The sequence below is a fragment of the Planococcus sp. TJ-307 genome (assembly GCF_058268435.1).
Genome location: NZ_JBZDOJ010000003.1, coordinates 394,258 through 412,583 on the forward strand (window position 1 = coordinate 394,258; position 18,326 = coordinate 412,583).

16 protein-coding genes are annotated in these 18,326 nt (G+C 43.3%); 3 read left to right on the forward strand and 13 right to left on the reverse strand.

Annotation, left to right across the window (positions count from 1 at the left end):
• Positions 1-155 precede the first annotated feature (155 nt).
• Entirely contained in the window at positions 156-788 is a 633-nt protein-coding gene (locus AC4EHK_RS13480; protein ID WP_490979303.1) for an NAD(P)-binding protein, read from the forward strand.
• Positions 789-816: 28 nt separating this feature from the next.
• Here AC4EHK_RS13480 and xylF read toward each other — a convergent pair whose 3' ends face one another.
• The 9 genes from xylF to AC4EHK_RS13525 all read right to left on the reverse strand — a co-directional run bounded on the left by xylF (position 817) and on the right by AC4EHK_RS13525 (position 10,905).
• Entirely contained in the window at positions 817-1,869 is a 1,053-nt protein-coding gene (gene xylF, locus AC4EHK_RS13485; protein WP_490979365.1) for a D-xylose ABC transporter substrate-binding protein, read from the reverse strand.
• A gap of 1 nt (position 1,870) precedes the next feature.
• Positions 1,871-3,421 (reverse strand): response regulator, encoded by a 1,551-nt coding sequence (locus tag AC4EHK_RS13490; protein ID WP_490979304.1) that lies wholly within the window; start codon positions 3,419-3,421, stop codon positions 1,871-1,873.
• Positions 3,396-4,862 (reverse strand): sensor histidine kinase, encoded by a 1,467-nt coding sequence (locus AC4EHK_RS13495; protein WP_490979305.1) that lies wholly within the window; start codon positions 4,860-4,862, stop codon positions 3,396-3,398. The genes AC4EHK_RS13490 and AC4EHK_RS13495 overlap by 26 nt, the downstream gene beginning before the upstream one ends.
• On the reverse strand, positions 4,859-5,839 hold the full coding sequence (locus AC4EHK_RS13500) for a sugar ABC transporter substrate-binding protein (RefSeq protein WP_490979306.1): 981 nt from the start codon (positions 5,837-5,839) through the stop codon (positions 4,859-4,861). The genes AC4EHK_RS13495 and AC4EHK_RS13500 overlap by 4 nt, the downstream gene beginning before the upstream one ends.
• A gap of 128 nt (positions 5,840-5,967) precedes the next feature.
• Positions 5,968-7,143, reverse strand: a complete 1,176-nt coding sequence (locus AC4EHK_RS13505; RefSeq protein ID WP_490979307.1) for a sugar ABC transporter permease — start codon at positions 7,141-7,143, stop codon at positions 5,968-5,970.
• Between the two features lie 12 nt (positions 7,144-7,155).
• Positions 7,156-8,676 carry an ATP-binding cassette domain-containing protein gene (locus tag AC4EHK_RS13510; RefSeq protein WP_490979308.1) on the reverse strand — a complete coding sequence of 507 codons (1,521 nt, stop codon included), beginning with the start codon at positions 8,674-8,676 and terminating at the stop codon, positions 7,156-7,158.
• A gap of 85 nt (positions 8,677-8,761) precedes the next feature.
• Positions 8,762-9,886 carry a sugar ABC transporter substrate-binding protein gene (locus tag AC4EHK_RS13515; RefSeq protein WP_490979309.1) on the reverse strand — a complete coding sequence of 375 codons (1,125 nt, stop codon included), beginning with the start codon at positions 9,884-9,886 and terminating at the stop codon, positions 8,762-8,764.
• Between the two features lie 170 nt (positions 9,887-10,056).
• Positions 10,057-10,575, reverse strand: coding sequence for a YehS family protein (locus tag AC4EHK_RS13520; RefSeq protein ID WP_490979310.1), 519 nt, complete (start codon positions 10,573-10,575; stop codon positions 10,057-10,059).
• Positions 10,576-10,692: 117 nt separating this feature from the next.
• Positions 10,693-10,905, reverse strand: coding sequence for a hypothetical protein (locus tag AC4EHK_RS13525; protein ID WP_490979311.1), 213 nt, complete (start codon positions 10,903-10,905; stop codon positions 10,693-10,695).
• 260 nt (positions 10,906-11,165) lie between these two features.
• On the opposite strand from AC4EHK_RS13525, the gene AC4EHK_RS13530 reads away from it, so the two are divergent.
• Positions 11,166-12,575: a GH1 family beta-glucosidase gene (locus AC4EHK_RS13530; protein ID WP_490979366.1), complete on the forward strand. Its 1,410-nt coding sequence runs from the start codon at positions 11,166-11,168 to the stop codon at positions 12,573-12,575.
• A gap of 73 nt (positions 12,576-12,648) precedes the next feature.
• Here the strand turns inward: AC4EHK_RS13530 and AC4EHK_RS13535 are convergent, their stop codons facing one another.
• The gene (locus AC4EHK_RS13535; RefSeq protein WP_490979312.1) at positions 12,649-13,365 is read right to left on the reverse strand and encodes a DUF4956 domain-containing protein; all 717 of its coding nucleotides are present in this window, start codon (positions 13,363-13,365) and stop codon (positions 12,649-12,651) included.
• On the reverse strand, positions 13,362-14,123 hold the full coding sequence (locus AC4EHK_RS13540; RefSeq protein ID WP_490979313.1) for a polyphosphate polymerase domain-containing protein: 762 nt from the start codon (positions 14,121-14,123) through the stop codon (positions 13,362-13,364). Before AC4EHK_RS13540 ends, AC4EHK_RS13535 begins: the two co-directional genes overlap by 4 nt.
• Before the next feature lie 143 nt (positions 14,124-14,266).
• Here AC4EHK_RS13540 and AC4EHK_RS13545 point away from each other — a divergent pair, with 143 nt between their 5' ends.
• On the forward strand, positions 14,267-16,558 hold the full coding sequence (locus tag AC4EHK_RS13545; RefSeq protein WP_490979314.1) for a CotH kinase family protein: 2,292 nt from the start codon (positions 14,267-14,269) through the stop codon (positions 16,556-16,558).
• Between the two features lie 91 nt (positions 16,559-16,649).
• Here the strand turns inward: AC4EHK_RS13545 and AC4EHK_RS13550 are convergent, their stop codons facing one another.
• Entirely contained in the window at positions 16,650-16,937 is a 288-nt protein-coding gene (locus tag AC4EHK_RS13550; RefSeq protein ID WP_490979315.1) for a PTS sugar transporter subunit IIB, read from the reverse strand.
• A complete protein-coding gene (locus tag AC4EHK_RS13555) occupies positions 16,934-18,298 on the reverse strand; it encodes a PTS galactitol transporter subunit IIC (protein ID WP_490979316.1) in 1,365 nt (454 codons plus the stop codon). Before AC4EHK_RS13555 ends, AC4EHK_RS13550 begins: the two co-directional genes overlap by 4 nt.
• Positions 18,299-18,326 lie beyond the last annotated feature (28 nt).

Here is an 18,326-nt window from a genome sequence, read left to right on the forward strand (position 1 = left end):
GCCAAAGGAATAATTTTTTTTGAAAAGATAACGGCTATATACCACTTCATTTGCCTTGGACAGATCCTCCACAAGAGGTGGGAGTTGAACCATTTCTATTCAGTGCAGTGAAGCACTTATTTGATACTATTAAAGGAATGGAGGAGGCGGAGAAGATGACAGTAATCCCCATCATGATCGATTTGGGAAACAAAAACGTGGTCGTTGTCGGCGGAGGGAAAATTGCTGAACGAAAACTGGACGGGTTGCTCGACAGCAAAGCCAGCTTGACCGTGATTAGCCCATCCGTAACGCCGACAATCCAGCGGTGGGTGGAAGAAGGACAAATTGGATGGAAACAAAAAAAGTTCGAGCCAAAAGATGCCGAAGAGGCTTTCATGCTGGTGATTGCGACAAACGACCCGGTCGTTAACGCCGCCGCACAAAAAGCCGCCCCGCCAAATTGCCTGGTCAATGCTTCTACCGAAGCAGAGTCTGGCAATGTTCAGTTTCCTGCACATTTCAACAGAGGCAAATTGAGCATCATTGTTTCTACAAATGGCGCAAGCCCGATGCTCGCCAAAAAAATCAAACACGAACTGCAAGAACAATTTGACGAGAGCTATGAACAATACTTAGACTTTCTTTATCATGCCAGACAGCTTCTCAAACAAACTAAGCTGTCCAGAAACACCAAGGAAAACTACTTGCGCAATTTCTTGGACAAATCTTTTTTATCAAATGAAGTTCAACAACACACGCTCCATGAATTGCAGCTGCTCGCAGCCAAAGACAATGCTACCGAATAGAGGTTGAAGCTGGGGGGCAAATTAGCATTTATTCATTTCCCGCTCCGTAAACATCTGTCCCGGTATGGAAACCATCTGCAATAACGGTATCCCTCATGTTTTCAGCAGTCACTGGAATGGGCGCCAGTAAAATGGATGGCACATCGATCTTGCCATTATTGACAGATTTTACGGTAGTGACGCTTTCCCCTTCTGCCATTCTGACTGCCAGAGCAGCAGCTTGTTCAGTTAAGGTTTGAATGGGTTTGTAAACCGTCATTGTTTGGGTACCGCCGACGATTCGCTGCGCAGCAGCCAGTTCTGCGTCCTGGCCCGCTACCGGAATTTTGCCCGCTAAGCCCTGCGCTTCCAATGCCTGAATAACACCGCCAGCCGTTGCATCATTAGCGGCTATGACTGCATCAATTTGATTGTTATTTGCTTCAAGGGCTTCGGTCATATTGAGAAATGCTTTTTCCGGTGACCAGTCTTCGGTCCATTGATCGTAAACAATTTTAATATCTCCCCGGTTGATGGCAGGCTGCAATACGTTGAATACGCCCTTCTTGATCAAGTGAACATTGTTATCGGTCGTTGCCCCTCCGATATAGACGTAATTCCCTTTTGGCACCAGCTCTAAAATTGCCTCTGCCTGCATTTCGCCTACTTGCTCGTTATCAAACGATACGTATAAATCGATGTCTGCATTTTTCACCAGCCGGTCATAAGCAATCACTTGAATTCCAGCGCGATGAGCCGTATGGACAATGGCTGCGGTCGCTTCCGCGTTATGCGGCACAATGACCAATAAGTCGATGCCTTGTTGAATCAGCGTTTCAGCCTGAGCAAGCTGCAATGCATCGTCGCCATTGGCTGCCACAATCTCCACTTCCGCGCCCAAGTCCTCTATCGCTTTCTTGAACAGCGCCTGGTCTTTCAACCAGCGCTCTTCTTTCAGCGTATCCATGGAAAACCCAATTTTAATAGGCTCATCACGGTCCGTGACCGTTGCTTTTTCGGGTACCGCTTTGCCGATTGACTGCTCGGGTGCACATGCACCCAAAAACAGGCTAATGAATAAAACCGTGGCCAGTTGAGTCATTTTATTCATTAGACTGATCTTTCCTTTCCACTAATGTCCGTCGGTATTCCTTCGGAGACACATTGTTCATCTTCTTAAACACTTTGCTGAAATAATTTGGCTCATGGTAACCGATCTCGAAAGAAATTTCCTTTAAGCTTTTTTGTGGATCTCCCAACAACTTTTTCGCTTTGTCCATACGGCAGGAGGTTAAGAAATCGATATAGTTGATGCCCAGTTTTTCTTTGAACATTTTGCTCAAATAAATGGGACTTAACTCTACTTTCCGCGCCAGTGCATCCAATGAAATATCTTCGTGGGAATGATCCATAATATACTGCTTGATCTGATGGACTTTATCCACTTCCAGGCGATCGTAATGCTTCAAGTAAACCTGTTTCAATCGTTCAATCACTTGCAGCGTTTCATTAAGCAGCTGCCGATGATCCTTGGCTTGGATGGTGTAATAGGGAATTGTAGCGTCGATGCCCATTTCGCCCATGACCCGCGCAGTAACCCATAAAAACTCAAGTGTCCGCTGCTGTGTCCAAAGAATTGTCGCTCCTTCTTGTTCGAAGCGCCGGATCAGGTCTGCCGCCAGTCGTTTAATTGACTCCCATTCTCCCAACCGAATAAAATCAAATAGCTTTTTCTCCTGTTGCTTAACAAAAATAGCATCGCCCACTTTTTCAAGAGAAGGGACGTCAGAAGAAAAACGGTATCTGGATGGCAGTGACAAGTCCATTGTGGCGATCAGCGATTTTTGATAGGAATTCCGGATATCTTCCAGTGATTCACAAACGGGTCCCACGCCGACAAACCATCCTTCCTGTCGGCTGTCCGAAATGGACAAGATCGCTCTGACCAATGAAATTGCCTGAGACCGAAACGATTTTTCTTGATTTCGAAAAACAATAATAGGCAATTGGCGGCCATACAAAGCGCCAATCCACGCATTTTCAGTTTGACGGATTTTCTCTTTTAGTTGCGGATACAATTTTTCCAAGCCTTCCGGTACCATAACCGTCATAACAAATTTCTCAGCAGTCGCTGGGATTTCGAGCAAGTCCACCAGCATTTCGATATGGACATCGTGGACATGATCAAACAGCAATTGGGTGACAACATCGGTTTCCACAATCGCCAAGGCTTTCTGGAAGTCTTCCTGCTGCTGGTGCTGGACCGCCGAAGCCTGTTCTTTTTGAGCTTGCTGCTCAAGCAATTTTCCGACAGTTGCTACAATTTCACTGGCTTTACTTGGCTTGAGCAAATAGTCTTTGACCCCTAACTTGATTGCCTGTCGGGCATAATCGAACGTATCAAAAGCCGTGATCATGACGAACTGAATATCCCGATCTCGCTGCTGGATCTTTTCGATGGCCTCCAACCCTGTCATACCTGGCATCATAATATCCATAAAAATCCAGTCAGGCTCCCAAGATTCTGCCAAATCAATCGCTATTTTGCCGTTTCGGGCCTGTTTAATGTCAAACTCGTTATAGGCACGCTGCAAAATAGCTTGCATCCCATCCCGTTCAATTGGCTCATCATCCACTATCAACAGTTTGATCATGGTGCGTCGCCCCCCTGACTTTCGGTAATTTCAAAATAATTTTTGTGCCTTGGCCGATTTTGCTTTCGATTGCCACCAAATCGTCCTTTCCGTAAAACAACTGCAGCCTTTTGACGACATTAACAAAGCCGATGCCAGTTGAATGCCCCTCCGCCGGTACGATCGACCCTTCGAGCAATTGCTGCTGTTTGTCCAGACTCATTCCCTGGCCATTATCTTCGATTTCGATCCACACTTCTTCTCCTTGGTCTTTGATGCGGAACCAAATATGGCCACCGTCTTCCTCCGGCTCAATCGCATGAATCACCGCATTTTCAATAAGCGGCTGCAGCGTGAGGCCAGGAATCTGCAAATTTAAACACGTCGAGTCCAGCTCTATAAAAAAATGCAATCGGTCGCTGAACCGTGCTTTCTGGATTTCCATGTATTGCCGCAGGACAAATTCCTCTTCGGCCAGCGTCACAGCACGGTCCATGCGCTTCAAGTTATAGCGCAGCAAACTGGCGACACTGACCAACAAGTCACTGGTTTCTTCAGCCCCATCCAAATACGCTTTTTTCGATAAGGTATTCAAAGTATTGAATAGAAAGTGAGGATTGATTTGGCTCTGCAAATTGCGCAGTTGGCTTTGCTGAAGCAGCAGTTTGCTGTCTTGCAACTCGCTTTCCAATTGTGCTTTTTGTTGGATCTCCACGATCATGGCGTTGATGTTTCTTCGCATATGGTTGAAAGTTTTAGCAAGAAACGCAATTTCGTCATTGGAATCCACTTGAACTTCCCTGTCAAAGCGCCCTTTGGCCAACTCATTTGCCGCTTTTGTCAATTGGTGGATCGGTTTTGTGATACTGAGTGAAAACAGATACGTAAACAGCAGCAATGCGGTTGTAATCAACAGCAAGAGCCAGATGCTGAGTTGCTCTAGTTCCGCCGATTGCTCAATGATTCCCCGGTAAAATTCTTCATAGGTTTTCAGTTCGGTATCAATGATGGTTAAGGTCATTTCAGAAATGTACATGGAAATTCGCGTTGCTTCTGTAAATTCAGCTAAGGAAGCTTCGGTATCGCCCTCTTCTTGAAAACTTACAGATCGATCTACTGTTTCGATAAAACTGCTGATCAAGTGGCTGTAATTGGTTAACGCAAATTCATTTTCTACATTCCGCAGTTCATAGATCGTTGATTGAATGCCCAGAAGATTTTCTTTACTGGCCTCCAAGTAAGATTCAGTTTCATCTGAGGGCAGTAACAAGTAATTATTCAAATCAGTCACCATTTGCTGGCTTTCCGTGGTGATTTCGTTCATCTGCAAATAACGCTGCAAAATATCATTGTACTGGGTCTGTACTTTTTGATTGTAAAAGGTTAGCGTCAGCCATATGGCAATCATCATCACCAACACCACGAGTGCGAGCATCCAGATCTTTTTCTGAATCGTATTCATGGCTGAGCTTCCGCTCCTTTCACGATACGAATATCTGTGGTATATCCACTGGCATCCAGTGGAACAACCTCATCTCTCAACCATTGCATCATCAACTCAACACTTTGTTCACCCATCTGTTCGGGAGACTGCTGGACCATCGCATCCAGTTTGCCCTCGCCCAGCAACGATGCCGTTTCAGATCCATCATCAAACGAATAAAAATAATAAGGTTCTAGTTGCGCTCTTCTGCTGATTTCTTTCATCATCGGCCCTACGTGGTTAGCGTTGAGTGCAATAAATGCCTCAAGATTTGGGTTATGGTTCAAAGTGTTTTGCGTAACAGCCACTATTTCTTCGTCTGACTTGCCGCTTTCTGCATAAACTGTGGAAATTCCAGCATGCTGTGCCAAGCCTTCTGTTACGCCCTTCAGACGCTGCCGTTGGCTATACTGCTGCTCTATATCCCCAAGTACGGCGACTTGCCCAGTACCACCCATCTCCTTGACCAATTGTTCTGCCAACATTTTTCCGGCTGCATAATGATCGGACCCTACGTAAGTTTTGCGCAAGCTTTCTTCTACCGGTACGTCGTTGGCAACCGTGATGATTGGAATGCCATAAAATGCTGCTTTCTCTTTCGTCAATTCCTTGAACTCTTCTGTATCCAATCCTTGTACAATTACGCCGTCCACTTTAGAATGCAGCGCAATTTCAATCTGCTTTAAAAAATCTTCTCGGTTATTGCCGTAGCTTCCCCATACATCTAACATTGCTTGTTCCTGGTTGGCTTGTGCTGTTGCACCTTCCCCTACTTTATCCCAGAAAGGCGTTTCCAACTCCTGCGTGATCAGTACAAGGCGATAGCTTTCTTCAGCAGCAGGAACAGCAGCAGGCAATTGCCAGTCAGACTGGAAAGCGCTCTCAGCCGACCATAAAGTAAAAAAACCAAGAATGGCGCATACAAAACAAAGGATGATTATGACTTTTTTCCTCATGGGATTCGGCTCCTTTTCCAGTAGTGAACTGTTCCCATTTTACCACTTGGCTGAAAATTCACAATACAGTTCCTAATGAGCAAAAGGCATCCCCCAAAAGGAGATGCCGCTTTTATCTTTTAAACTTCCTAAGCACGCTGCCGGCGCGTCATGACATCAAAAATAACAGCTGCCGCCAGCACTCCTCCACGAATCATGTACTGATAAGAAATACCGGTTCCAAGCAAGTTCATCCCGCTGGACAAACAAGCCATAACCACGGCGCCGATGATGGCTCCCGTAACACGCCCCACACCACCAGCCGACGAAACACCACCTACATAAGCCGCTGCAATGGCATCCAGTTCGAACAATGTACCTGCAGTGGTTGTAGCTGACTGGAGGCGTGCAGTGAACAGCAAGCCGGACAAGGCAGCCAGCATACCCATGGAGCCAAAAACAATATAGGTGATTTTCTTAACGTTAATACCGCTCAAATGCGCAGCTTCCGGATTGCTCCCGACTGCGTAAATATTGCGGCCCAGCACCGTTTTGGTCGTCAGGAAATGGTAGATGACTACCACCAGAAGCATGATGACCATCGTCCATGAAAATCCGTTATAGCCGGCCAAAATCCATGTAATGTAGGCAATTACCAAAGAAACCAGCAGGAGTTTTATGAGAAAAATACCGCTTGACATGACGTCAAAACCGTAAGTCATTTTATTTTTTCGAGTAGAAATTTCACTGTAAATGTATAAAAGAATGGCTGCAACTCCGACCAGCAAGGACAACAAATGAAGACCGTTGACCAGCATCAGCGAAGGAATAAAGCCATTGCCAATGGCATTAAATTGATCGTTGTTGATGATGATGGTTCCTGTATCTTCCGTAACGTTCAGTAAAGCTCCACGGAAGATAAGCATTCCTGCCAGCGTTGCCACAAAAGCCGGAATGCCAAGCTGCGCAATCAAGAATCCATTAAAGCAACCGATCAAAATCCCAAACAACAATATGGCGGGAATGGTAATCCAGATGGAAAAACCAAGCTGTGTCATAAAGATGGCCGCGACTGCACCTAAAAAGCCGGCAACAAAACCTACGGATAAATCAATGTGGCGGATAACGATGACCAAGGTCATGCCCACAGCAAGAACAGCAATGTAACCTGCTGAGTCCAGCAGATTGCTGATGTTTCGAGAAGAGATGAACAGGCCATCCGTCATGATCGTAAAAGTCAGCATGATAACGATCAACGCGATGTACATGCCGTAATCGCGGATATTTAGTTTTACGATGGATTTAGCTTCCGTAAATAGATTCATTGTGACTGCCTCCTATTGCGTCGCGAGCTCCATAATGGTCTCTTGAGTCGTTTCTTCAATTGCTAATTCGCCTTTCACCGCACCTTCAGCCATTACGTAGATGCGGTCGCTCATTCCCATGATCTCACCCAGTTCTGAGGAAATCATAATGATGCTGAGCCCTTCTTTAATCAGTTCGTTCATGATGGTGTAGATTTCGAATTTCGCCCCAACATCAATTCCGCGGGTGGGCTCGTCGAGAATGAGAATTCTCGGTCCTGTGAACAGCCATTTGCCAAGCGAAACTTTCTGCTGATTGCCGCCGCTCAATTTGCCGACCACTTGTTCGAGAGAGCTGGCTTTGATATTGAGCGATTTTTTATATTCGGTCCCGACTTTTACTTCTTCGTTCAAGTTCAGGATGCCGTTCTTTGAAATGCCCTTCATATGGGCAGCGGAGACATTGATTTTGATGTCCTGTATCAGAAACAGCCCGTCGCCTTTGCGGTCTTCCGTCACATAAGCGATACCCGCTTTAATGGCGTCGCTGGTGTGCTTAAAGTTCTCTTTTTTTCCGTGCACTTCCAGCTCCCCATCAAGCTTGTAGTTTTTAGGGTTGCCGAAGATGCTGAGGGCCAGTTCGGTGCGGCCTGATCCCATCAAACCCGCAATTCCGATAATCTCCCCTTTTTTCACTTCCAGGTTAATGTTTTTTGCCACTTTGCGCCCGAGCTGCGTATCGTAGGCAGACCAGTCTGTCAGCTTTAATACGGTTTCGCCGATTTTCTTGTCCGGCCGTTTTGGATAAATGTCTTCGATTTCGCGCCCGACCATGTTTTTGATGATAATGCTTTCAGTAATTTCCCCTTTGCGAGAATCCAGCGTGCAAATCGTCTTGCCGTCCCGCAGCACCGTTGCTTTGTCTGCAATTGAGATGACTTCCTTTAATTTATGGGAAATCATGATGCAGCTGATGCCTTGGCTTTTCAGTTCCTTCAACAAATCCAATAAGTTTTCACTATCGTTTTCATTTAACGCAGCGGTTGGCTCGTCGAGGATGAGCAGCTTGACGTCTTTGCTGAGTGCTTTGGCGATTTCAACCAGTTGCTGTTTTCCAACCCCGAGATCCTTGATCAAGGTTTCCGGTGTGACATTCAGCTTTACTTTTTTCAGCATGCGAGTCGCTTGAACAACGGTTTCATTCCAATCGACAAATGGCCCTTTTTTGATTTCGTTGCCGGCAAAAATGTTTTCATAGACCGTCAGATCCGGAAACAGGGCAAGCTCTTGATAGATGATGCCGATTCCGGCCCGGACACTGTCATTAATCTCGTTAAACTGTTGGACCTCTCCTTCAAAAACGATATCGCCTTTGTAAGTTCCATAAGGATAAACACCGCTCAGCACTTTCATCAAGGTGGATTTCCCAGCTCCGTTTTCGCCAATCAAACAGTGAATTTCTCCCTTTTCTACTTTAAAACTGACATCAGACAGGGCCTTCACGCCTGGGAATTCCTTGGTGATATTATTCATTTCTAAAATATAATCGCTCATGCAATCGCCTCCCTGCTCTAAATACGAGTGAAACGGAAGAATAGCGATAGAGGTTCTATCACTATTTTTCCGCTTCTCTGTATTTTTACTCTAGCCCTGTAAACTCACTTGCTTCGTAATACTCGGAATCGATCAATTCGGCTTGGACGTTTTCCTGGTCTACCACGATGACCGGTGTTTGTTTTGCTTTTACTTCTACCGAGCCGTTGTCATAAGTTCCAGTCGTTTCAGGTGTATTACCATCCAATACTTCAACAGCCATGCCCATTGCGTCTGTTACCAATGAACGAACATCTTTAAAGACTGTCATGGATTGCTTTTCGTCGATGATGTACTGGATTGAAGCTTTTTCTGCATCCTGTCCAGTGATCAAATAATTGGTTACTGCACTGTCAGAAGCAAATACATCTGCGATTGAACGGGCTGTTCCATCATTCGGCGCTAGAATTGCTACATCGCCTTTCATGTCATCGCTTACAGAAGTCAAATGCGTTTGTGCTTTGTTTTTCGATTCGTTCGGATCCCAGTTGGTTGTCACTTGGCCAATAATTTGGCTCAATTGCTCACGTGACAATTCTTTCGTATCTTTTAATGCTTCGGCTTCACTTGAGTTGGCTACTTTGAATGTACCATCTGCGATTTTAGGCTGAAGTACTTCCCATGCGCCTTGGAAAAACAAGAAGGCGTTATTATCTGAAGAAGCTCCTGCATAAAGGTAAAGCGGAATGTCTGTGCCTTCTGCATTGTCAACCAGGTATTGAGCCTGTGCTGCTCCTACCGCTAAGCTGTCAAACGTTACGTAATAATCCACTGCATCCGTATCTGTAATCAAACGGTCATAAGCAATGACTGTTACATCTTCTGCTTTTGCCGCTTCTACTGCTGCTGCAGCTGCCGGCCCGTCATGAGGAGTAATGATCAATACTTTGATGCCTTTGTTCAAAAGAGCTTCAACATTCTCTTTTTCTTTTGCTGAAGAACCTTGGCTGAACAAAATTTCAGTTGAGTATTCAGAATCTGCTAATGCGTCTTGAAAGCGCTGCTCATCTTGAACCCATCTTGGCTCATCTTTAGTTGGCAGTACAATTCCCACATCCACAGCCGATGAAGATCCGCCTCCGCTCTCTTCATCACTGTTGCATCCAGCAGCTACCAGTGCAAATACCAACAGCATCATCAAAAACAGAACACCTTTCAAATTCTTTCTCATTGTTCATCCCTCTCCCTTTAACTAAGTTAAGTACAACTTTAGTATAAATTCAGAAATTAAGAATGAAAGCGCTATCACCTGTATTCTTTTAATATCACCTGTAATTTTTTAACTTTCACAAAAAAAAGCACTTCCACTTGCCAATTTGATCGACAGGTGGAAATGCTCTTTTATTTTCTGTATTTAATTGCCAGTCCTTTAAGAAAGTTGCGTGCGTAGCGATCGCCGCATTCTTTGTAGTTTTTGTGGCCTACTTTTCGAAGCAATGCGCCCAACTCACCTCTTGTTACGGTCACTCCAGCCAAATCCCAAATTTCCAATACATCTTCGCTGGTCAGCTGCAAAGCGATTTTCACTTTTTTCAGCAACAGGTTGTTCGAACGTTCATTTGTCATTGCTGGAACCTCGGGTTGTCCAGGTTTAGGCTCTTGACGGCCTCTTTTGAAGATGATCAAGCCATTCAAAAATGATTCGAATAAATGATCATCTGCTTTGATGTAATCCTCGTTTTCGGGCTCAGCCCAGATGCTGTCATCATCTTCTTCGTCACTTTCCGGAGTTTTCGTCAGCACTTTCAGCACTTCTTCCTTGCTTAGCTCCACGCCGCCTAATTTGAAAATCTCAATCACATCTTTATTTTTTATGTCCAGTGCATAGCGAAGCCTAATCAACAAATCATTATTATCCATTTTATTGCCTCCTGTTGAATTCCCGTATTGATGTCTATCCACATTAAATCCATCTCTAATAATAGCACATATTTCCGAGTCCATCAGGCAGGCAATAGACAACAAAAAAAGACAGTTTTAGATGACTGTCTGATGATTTTCACTATTTTTCACTTTTTTTAATTGTCTTACTTTATGCTGCAGGTCCACAATAATTTCCAGAGACTCTTTATCATCCTTTGACTCTTCATAAAAAAACTGCAAATCGCGCTCCATATCCGCCAAGCGTTCATTGTAATGCTTGAGCTTTTCGGCAATGAGCAGACGTTTTGCGTCTTCTACATTCTTCATTTTTCTATTACCTCCACTTTAAATGACCAAAGCTTCATTTTACATAGTATTCCCTTTTGCGATTATTTTAACCTACTACTTTTGTCTTTTCTGTGTCTAAAGAAGGAGCTACAGGTTAAATAACTCTTTTCTTCTGAATCTTATTTCCCCCAATACGTTTTGCTTCTTCTAAGCCATTGGTCTTCCAGCACCCGCCTGCTATACTGTACAGTAGCAAATGCAGATGGAGGTCGTACAAAATGAAAAAAGGCGAGAGCGAATTGAAATTTCCACATGACTTTTTATTCGGTGCAGCTTCTGCTTCCTATCAAGTAGAAGGCGCAGCCAATGAAGATGGTAAAGGAACAACCAACTGGGACGTCTTTTCAAAAATTCCCGGAAAAACTTTTGAAGGAACAAATGGCGACATCGCCATCGATCATTATCACCGCTACAAAGAAGATGTCCGATTAATGGCTGAGATGGGTCTTGAATCGTATCGCTTTTCCGTTTCATGGGCACGTATTTTGCCTGATGGTGATGGTGAAGTGAATGAAAAAGGTCTTGAATTTTACAACAACCTGATCGACGAATGCTTAAAATACGGCATTGTTCCATTTGTGACATTATATCATTGGGATTTGCCACTGGCACTGGAAGAAGATGGCGGGTGGACCAATAAGCGGACAGTTGACGCGTTCGTCAAGTATGCGGAAATTTGTTTCCAAGCGTTCGGCGACCGCGTTAAGCATTGGATCACGTTCAACGAAACGGTCATGTTCTGTGGACTCGGCTATTTGAAGGGTGCGCATCCGCCAGGTATCCAAAATGACGAAAAGAAATACTTCCAAGCGACACACCATGTTTTCTATGCACACGCCAAAGCAGTAGAAGCTTACAAGAACCTGAAGCAATATGGCGAAATTGGCATTACACATGTCTTCCTTCCTGCTTATAGCGTAGATGACAATAAAGACAACCTACAAGCAGCTCAGCATGCCAACGAATACGAGACCTTCTGGTATTATGACCCGATTTTAAAAGGCGAATACCCGCCCTATGTCGTCCAGCAGCTAGAGGAAAAAGGGTGGACACCCGACTGGACAGAAGAAGAGCTCGACACTTTGAGAAGAAACGCTGAGAACAATGACTTTATCGGCCTCAACTATTACCAGCCGATCCGTGTGGAAAAAAATCTGGAAGCAGTTTCTTCCATAGAACATTCAAGAGAAAGCTCCACGCTAGTTCCTGGCAGCCCTTCATTTGATGGCTTTTACCGAACCGTCAAAATGGGTGACAAAACTTATACCAAATGGGGATGGGAAATTTCGCCACAAGGATTTTTGGATGGATTGCATATGCTAAAAGCGCGCTATGGCGACGTCAAAATGTACGTCACTGAAAATGGGCTCGGCGACGAAGATCCGATCATTGATGGCGAAATCGTTGATGTTCCACGCATTAAATACATTGAAGAGCATTTGAAGGTCATTAAACTTGCCATACGCCAAGGCATTAACCTGAAAGGTTATTACGCTTGGTCAGCTATTGACTTATTGAGCTGGCTGAACGGCTATAAAAAGCAATACGGTTTTATTTATGTCGATCACAAAGATGGGCTGAACCGCAAGAAAAAACTGTCGTTCCATTGGTATAAAAATGTGATTGAGACCAGAGGAAAGAATTTATAGGTCAAACTAAAAACAGGTATCTTCATCGACCATAATCGATTTGAAGATGCCTGTTTTTAGTTGTTTCATTGGGTTAAAAAACTTCCGTGCCAATATAATTTATTGATACTTTTAAATTGCCATTTACTTGCCGCAATTCATCCATTAATTGTTTATCTTTTATACCTTCTTTGTTTTGGACCACGTATACCAACTGTATCATCGTTCCTAAATTGGTTGTCTCGATTGAACTGAGTGCAAAAAACTTTAAATGCTTTGATAATATTTTATCGAAGGTATTTTCGTCGTGTAAGTTTTCGGGAACCGTTATCGTCAAACGTTTTTTGGAAGTTGCGCTTTTGCCGAAATCCATAAAATACAACATCAAAATAATAGCTGACAACGAAACGGTAAAGATGATGGCTAAAATGTAAAAGCCTAGACCGCAGGAAATACCTGTAGCCATGCCAAAGAAGATAAATGCAATATCTTTTGGATCGCTCATTGCGCTACGGAAGCGAATAATGGAAAAAGCGCCGACCAAACCGAAAGCCACAGCTACATTATTGCCAATGACTATCATAACTACTGCCACTGTGACCCCCATTATGATAATCGTTTGGACAAAAGACTGAGAATAACGTGCACCCGTATGTGTTTTTTTGTAAAGAAACGCAATAATAGTAGTTAAAATAAAACTCAAGAAAATGGCGGCTATGGCTTCTAAAACAGTCAAGCGTGATGTAATATCTGCCAATTGTTTGATATCGGTTAAAAAAGTTTGAGTGATGCTATTAAAATCTGTAATCATGTCGTCATGGGCTCTCCGTTCTTAGCAATTTTTTCTTCTGTTGCAAGGTCTGCTAATAAATCTATACTGGAACAAAATTTTGAAACGCTTTCTTTGCTGCAGTTGCTGTTGCTAAGCAATCGGGCAAGCCAAAAAGGTACAGTGTCAGATACTTTGACTTCAAGTACAACCATATCCGAATCAATGAAAGATTCACCTTGTGGACCATTTTCAATCGCCAGATCATCTTTCCGACACATCAAGTTATAATCGAACGTGACACGTAAATCTGGTTGATCAATGCCCACAAACGCTTGACGGTCATAACTAACAATGACCTCCGGCTTCAACTGATACAATTCTTTAAAATGCAATGCCTCTTTCAAAATTTGATTATTGGAAGCTAGAAATTGAGAAACGTCCCCACTGTCTGTAGTTTCGAGCGCTTCGTATGCTTTGCCAAGAGGTATAACAGTTCGTCTTTTGTTGACAACATTTTTGAATTTTTGTTTGATTTCGATAAAAGCAGTACTGTTTAGATTGGCACGATCGTAAATTCGCAATCTCAGTTTTTGCCGAAACGGCATTTTATTTCGCGTCTCATGGTAGATTCTAGCATCGTCTGAATCGAAATATAAACTAACGATATTGTATTTCCCTTCTTGATTTCCATATGTATCGTACCTCATATGCTCAAGTATTTTTTCTCTCAAGTCTACATACTGTGAGAAAGAAATAAGATATTTTACTTCATATCGTTTAAAAATTTCTTGAGCCATTAAGCCACCACTTTCGTAAAATCCTGTCACTATGCAGATATCATTGTTAAATTCTAGAACTCTTGATAGTATACTAGTAGTTGTTTATTTTTTCAAACCGTGTTTAAACCGTTTGAACAGTCCCAAATGCAGAAGGAGGACCTATGAAATTTTTATTAGCTTTTGCAATCATGATTTTTTTGATTGCATTTTGGTCAGGCATGTATTATACAGCAAATGAAGCTACCGTCTTAGATACTTCATTTGCACAAGCTTTGGAAGTAGAGGCAGAAATTCCTTCAACAAATTTTAACCAACAAACTGCAAAAGAAATTACAGAATTGGATTTATCCGGATATGCCTTGACGAACATCGATGGCATCGAGCATTTTACTTCTTTAGAAACCTTAATTTTATCAGACAATTTATTAACGTCCGTAGATGGAATTGAACAATTGACTAATTTAGTTAGTTTGGATGTAAGCTTCAACGAATTAACGGAACTAAAGTTGTCTAGCCCAATGATTGAAGACATTAATATCGAAAATAATCGTTTGACTGAAATTGATTTTGCAGAAGGCTTGACTCAGCTGCATACGCTAAACATACGTGACAATAACATTGAAGAATTAACCGCATTGAACAATAGCGATAGCCTTGTTAACCTAAATGCGCGAGGCAATCGAATTATGTCTATTGATGTACTGAGCGGCATTGAAACACTAAAAGATGTTAACTTGCGGAATAATCAAATTAAAGATACAGTACCACTTCGCAGTCTGGTTCAACTTACAGAACGGCTTTACTTGACCGGGAATGGGATCGTAGATTATACTCCTCTTGCCGATTTGGCCCCGAACATCTTAGATAAGGATTTTGATGTAAAAGCTGCGCCTCCCCTTTTCTCAATAGAAGGAGGAATCATTGCTCCAGGTTCTAGTTTGACTTTAGAATCGAGTAATTCAAATGCAGAAATTTATTATACGGTTGATGGTTCTTTGCCTACCGTTCAATCCACTCGTTATCAATCTTCCATTGTTTTAAATGAAGAGCTGAAAAATCAAGGGGCTGTCTTGGCAAATATTAACACCTCACCAAATACTGCAGCCTATCAGTTTGATGCTGCCACTGTAAAAAAAGGAATTGTTATTAGGGCTTCAACTTACGAAGCTGGAGAAATGAGTGAAACCATTACTCAAACCTATTTATTAAACGAAGTAAGTCCAACTTTGCCGGTAATTGCCCTCTCTGTTGATCCTGATTCATTATTTAGTGAAGAAGAAGGCATTTATGTCCCAGGCATGTATTTTAATCGAATGCAATTGGCAGAAGAAAGCAATTACAATAAAAGAGGAAGCGAATGGGAAAGGCTAGCCCATGTTGAATACTTCGAACCTGATAATGAACGGACATTGTCACAAAATATCGGCTTGCGCATTCATGGAGGCGTAACGCGTAATTATCCACAAAAAAGCTTAAGAATGTACTCAAAAAGCGAATATGGTCAAAGTCGTTTTTACTATCCATTTTTCGAAAACCATTCTGTCGAAGAGTTTAACCAATTAACCCTCCGGAATTCTGGTAATGATTGGAATAGCACGATGTTTCGAGATGCCCTAATTCAGGAATTGGTAGCAGATCGGCCAATTGATACCCAGGCATACAAACCTGCAGTAGTTTTAATCAATGGCGAGTATTGGGGTCTTCACAATTTAAGAGAATCCTTTAACGCTGAGTACATTGAAATAAAATACAACTTAGATGCAGCCGAAATTGTGTTATTAGAGTCAGATAGTGAGGAGGACTCAGGATTTTCAATTGAGGAAGGTTCACTTGGTGATGACGTCCATTACAATGAAATGCTAGCTTATGCCAATGCAAATGACCTGAGGCAATCACAACACCTCGCTCACATGGAACAGCAGCTGGATCTCGAAAATTACTTGAATTACATGGCAATCCAAATCTTTATTGGGAACACAGACTCAGGCACTAACAACACTGCACTATGGCGCAAAAATGTAGAATTTACCGAAGGTGGTCCTTATGGCAGCGATGGCCGATGGCGTTGGATGCTTTTTGATACCGACTTTGGATTTGCAAGATACGAAGAACAAAATATGCAGAATCATAATACCTTACGCTGGGCATTAAGAGATGACGAGTCCACAGTCTTGTTTAGATCTTTAATGCAAAATGAGACAGTTCAATCGAAATTCCAGACCATAATGAATGAAATGATTGAAGGGCCTTTCAACACTCCGAATGTTCTGGAAAAGATTAATGATTTGGAAGCTCAAATTGCACCAGAAATGCCAACTCATCTGGAGCGTTGGAAATCTTTATCCTCCACCGAAGTCTGGGAATCAGAAGTAAACCGCCTCAGAGCATTTGCGGAACAGCGTCCGGATATCGTGAAGGAACAGCTTAATGAGGTTATTAATTCTTTGCCTTAATCCACGATAGTCGATTAGCAGAAAAACCTTGGACTCTATAACAAAACGGTCACACAAGAAATCAATTGATTTCTTGTGTGACCGTTTTTCTTTATTCGCGTTTAATTTCTGCCAGTACTCTTTCATACATGCTATCAACCCCGATGCCAGTTAAGAGCGGCACTCCGTCGATTACCTTATCTTTAATGTTATTGGGCACCAAGGTAGTCGACAATACGACATCGTATTCGTCAATCCGGCCGATTTCATCACTGACTTTGGATTGATAAATTTTCACTTCCTGGCTCAAGTTATTGTCCTTCAGCCATTGCTCGACTTTCCCTTTGACCACAGTCGATGTAGCGATTCCTGTTCCACACATTATCAATAGTTTTTTCATTGAATTTTCTCTTCCTCTCTTGGTGCTTCTATCTGTTTTTCGCGCTTTGGCTTAATTTTATTCTGATAAACTAGCCCGAACAAGATCAATAATCCCAACCCAATCATGCCATACCAGCTGAGGATTTTAGGAATCCATACGAAGATGAACGTTGTCCAAACCGCTCCATCGATCAAGGACGAAATGCTGGTGTTCTCGCCCATCTCGAAATTTGATGCGATGGCAGCTTCCGTAAACAGCGGCGCAATCCATGTCGCGATATAAAAACCAACACCGATATAAATCGATCCGCCAATGACTGTCCGGATGATATTCCCTCTAAATATCGGCACCATCAAGCAAATCAGGAAAGGAATGGAGGCCAGATCCGCAAATGGCAGAACGGAATTTCCCGGCAGCAGAACAGCCATAAAGATCGTGATCGGCACAATCAGCAGCGCGGAGGACAAGACTGCTGGATGGCCAATTGCCAAAGCACTGTCCATCCCGATGTAGAGGTCTCTTCCGGGAAAGCGTTTTTTGACAAACTCCCCGGCTGCTTCCGAAACCGGAATCAACCCTTCCATCAATAGGGCTACCATGCGCGGAAGCAGCACCATGACCGCACCCGTTTGAATCGACAGCTGCAGGATGCCTGGGACGTCGTAACCCGCCAATATCCCAATCAATATCCCAATCAATACACCGATAATGGTCGAGTCGCCGAGAATACCGAGTCTTTTTTGAATCGACTCTGGGTCGGCTTCCAATTTGTTGAATCCTGGAATACGGTCAAAGACCCAGTTCATTGGCATCGCCACAAAAGCAGAAGGTGCCGAAGTTCCATGTGGAAAAGTAATGTTTTGGAAGCCATAAAATTTGCCAATATGCTTGGCGAGAACGTCTGCCATTAAATAAAGCAGCATTAAGTGAACAATGATGGTCAAGACCCCAAGCCAAAAATCCGAAGTCAGCGCGTAGACCAAAGAGCCCGTAAACGCCACATGCCAAAAATTCCAAATGTCGACGTTCAGCGTTTTGGTTAACCCAAAAGTCAGCAACAGCAAATTGACGCCAACACCAAGCGGTATCGCCAAACTGCCTAAAGACGTGCCGTAAGAAATTGCCGAAGCCGCAGGCCAGCCCACATCAATAGTGTTTAACTCAAAGCCGAAATTGTCGACCATTGATTGAGCGGCGGGCCCCAAGCTGGAAACAAGCAACCCGATAACCAGGTTGATCCCGACAAACCCAATCCCGACAATGATGCCGGCACGTATTGCTTTTCCTGGTTTAGTGCCCAGTACCAGCGCAAAGATAAAGATTAAAATTGGAAGCAAAACAGAAGCACCAAGATCTACGAACCATTGCAGGAATCCCATCAACTTCACTCCTCGATTTGTGTTTTAT

Bases quoted from the DNA above. Each gene is read 5' to 3' on its own strand.
- AC4EHK_RS13480 (WP_490979303.1), top strand. From the start codon at position 156: ATGACAGTAATCCCCATCATGATCGATTTGGGAAACAAAAACGTGGTC.
- xylF (WP_490979365.1), bottom strand. From the start codon at position 1,869: ATGACTCAACTGGCCACGGTTTTATTCATTAGCCTGTTTTTGGGTGCA.
- AC4EHK_RS13490 (WP_490979304.1), bottom strand. From the start codon at position 3,421: ATGATCAAACTGTTGATAGTGGATGATGAGCCAATTGAACGGGATGGG.
- AC4EHK_RS13495 (WP_490979305.1), bottom strand. From the start codon at position 4,862: ATGAATACGATTCAGAAAAAGATCTGGATGCTCGCACTCGTGGTGTTG.
- AC4EHK_RS13500 (WP_490979306.1), bottom strand. From the start codon at position 5,839: ATGAGGAAAAAAGTCATAATCATCCTTTGTTTTGTATGCGCCATTCTT.
- AC4EHK_RS13505 (WP_490979307.1), bottom strand. From the start codon at position 7,143: ATGAATCTATTTACGGAAGCTAAATCCATCGTAAAACTAAATATCCGC.
- AC4EHK_RS13510 (WP_490979308.1), bottom strand. From the start codon at position 8,676: ATGAGCGATTATATTTTAGAAATGAATAATATCACCAAGGAATTCCCA.
- AC4EHK_RS13515 (WP_490979309.1), bottom strand. From the start codon at position 9,886: ATGAGAAAGAATTTGAAAGGTGTTCTGTTTTTGATGATGCTGTTGGTA.
- AC4EHK_RS13520 (WP_490979310.1), bottom strand. From the start codon at position 10,575: ATGGATAATAATGATTTGTTGATTAGGCTTCGCTATGCACTGGACATA.
- AC4EHK_RS13525 (WP_490979311.1), bottom strand. From the start codon at position 10,905: ATGAAGAATGTAGAAGACGCAAAACGTCTGCTCATTGCCGAAAAGCTC.
- AC4EHK_RS13535 (WP_490979312.1), bottom strand. From the start codon at position 13,365: ATGATTACAGATTTTAATAGCATCACTCAAACTTTTTTAACCGATATC.
- AC4EHK_RS13540 (WP_490979313.1), bottom strand. From the start codon at position 14,123: ATGGCTCAAGAAATTTTTAAACGATATGAAGTAAAATATCTTATTTCT.
- AC4EHK_RS13545 (WP_490979314.1), top strand. From the start codon at position 14,267: ATGAAATTTTTATTAGCTTTTGCAATCATGATTTTTTTGATTGCATTT.
- AC4EHK_RS13550 (WP_490979315.1), bottom strand. From the start codon at position 16,937: ATGAAAAAACTATTGATAATGTGTGGAACAGGAATCGCTACATCGACT.
- AC4EHK_RS13555 (WP_490979316.1), bottom strand. From the start codon at position 18,298: ATGGGATTCCTGCAATGGTTCGTAGATCTTGGTGCTTCTGTTTTGCTT.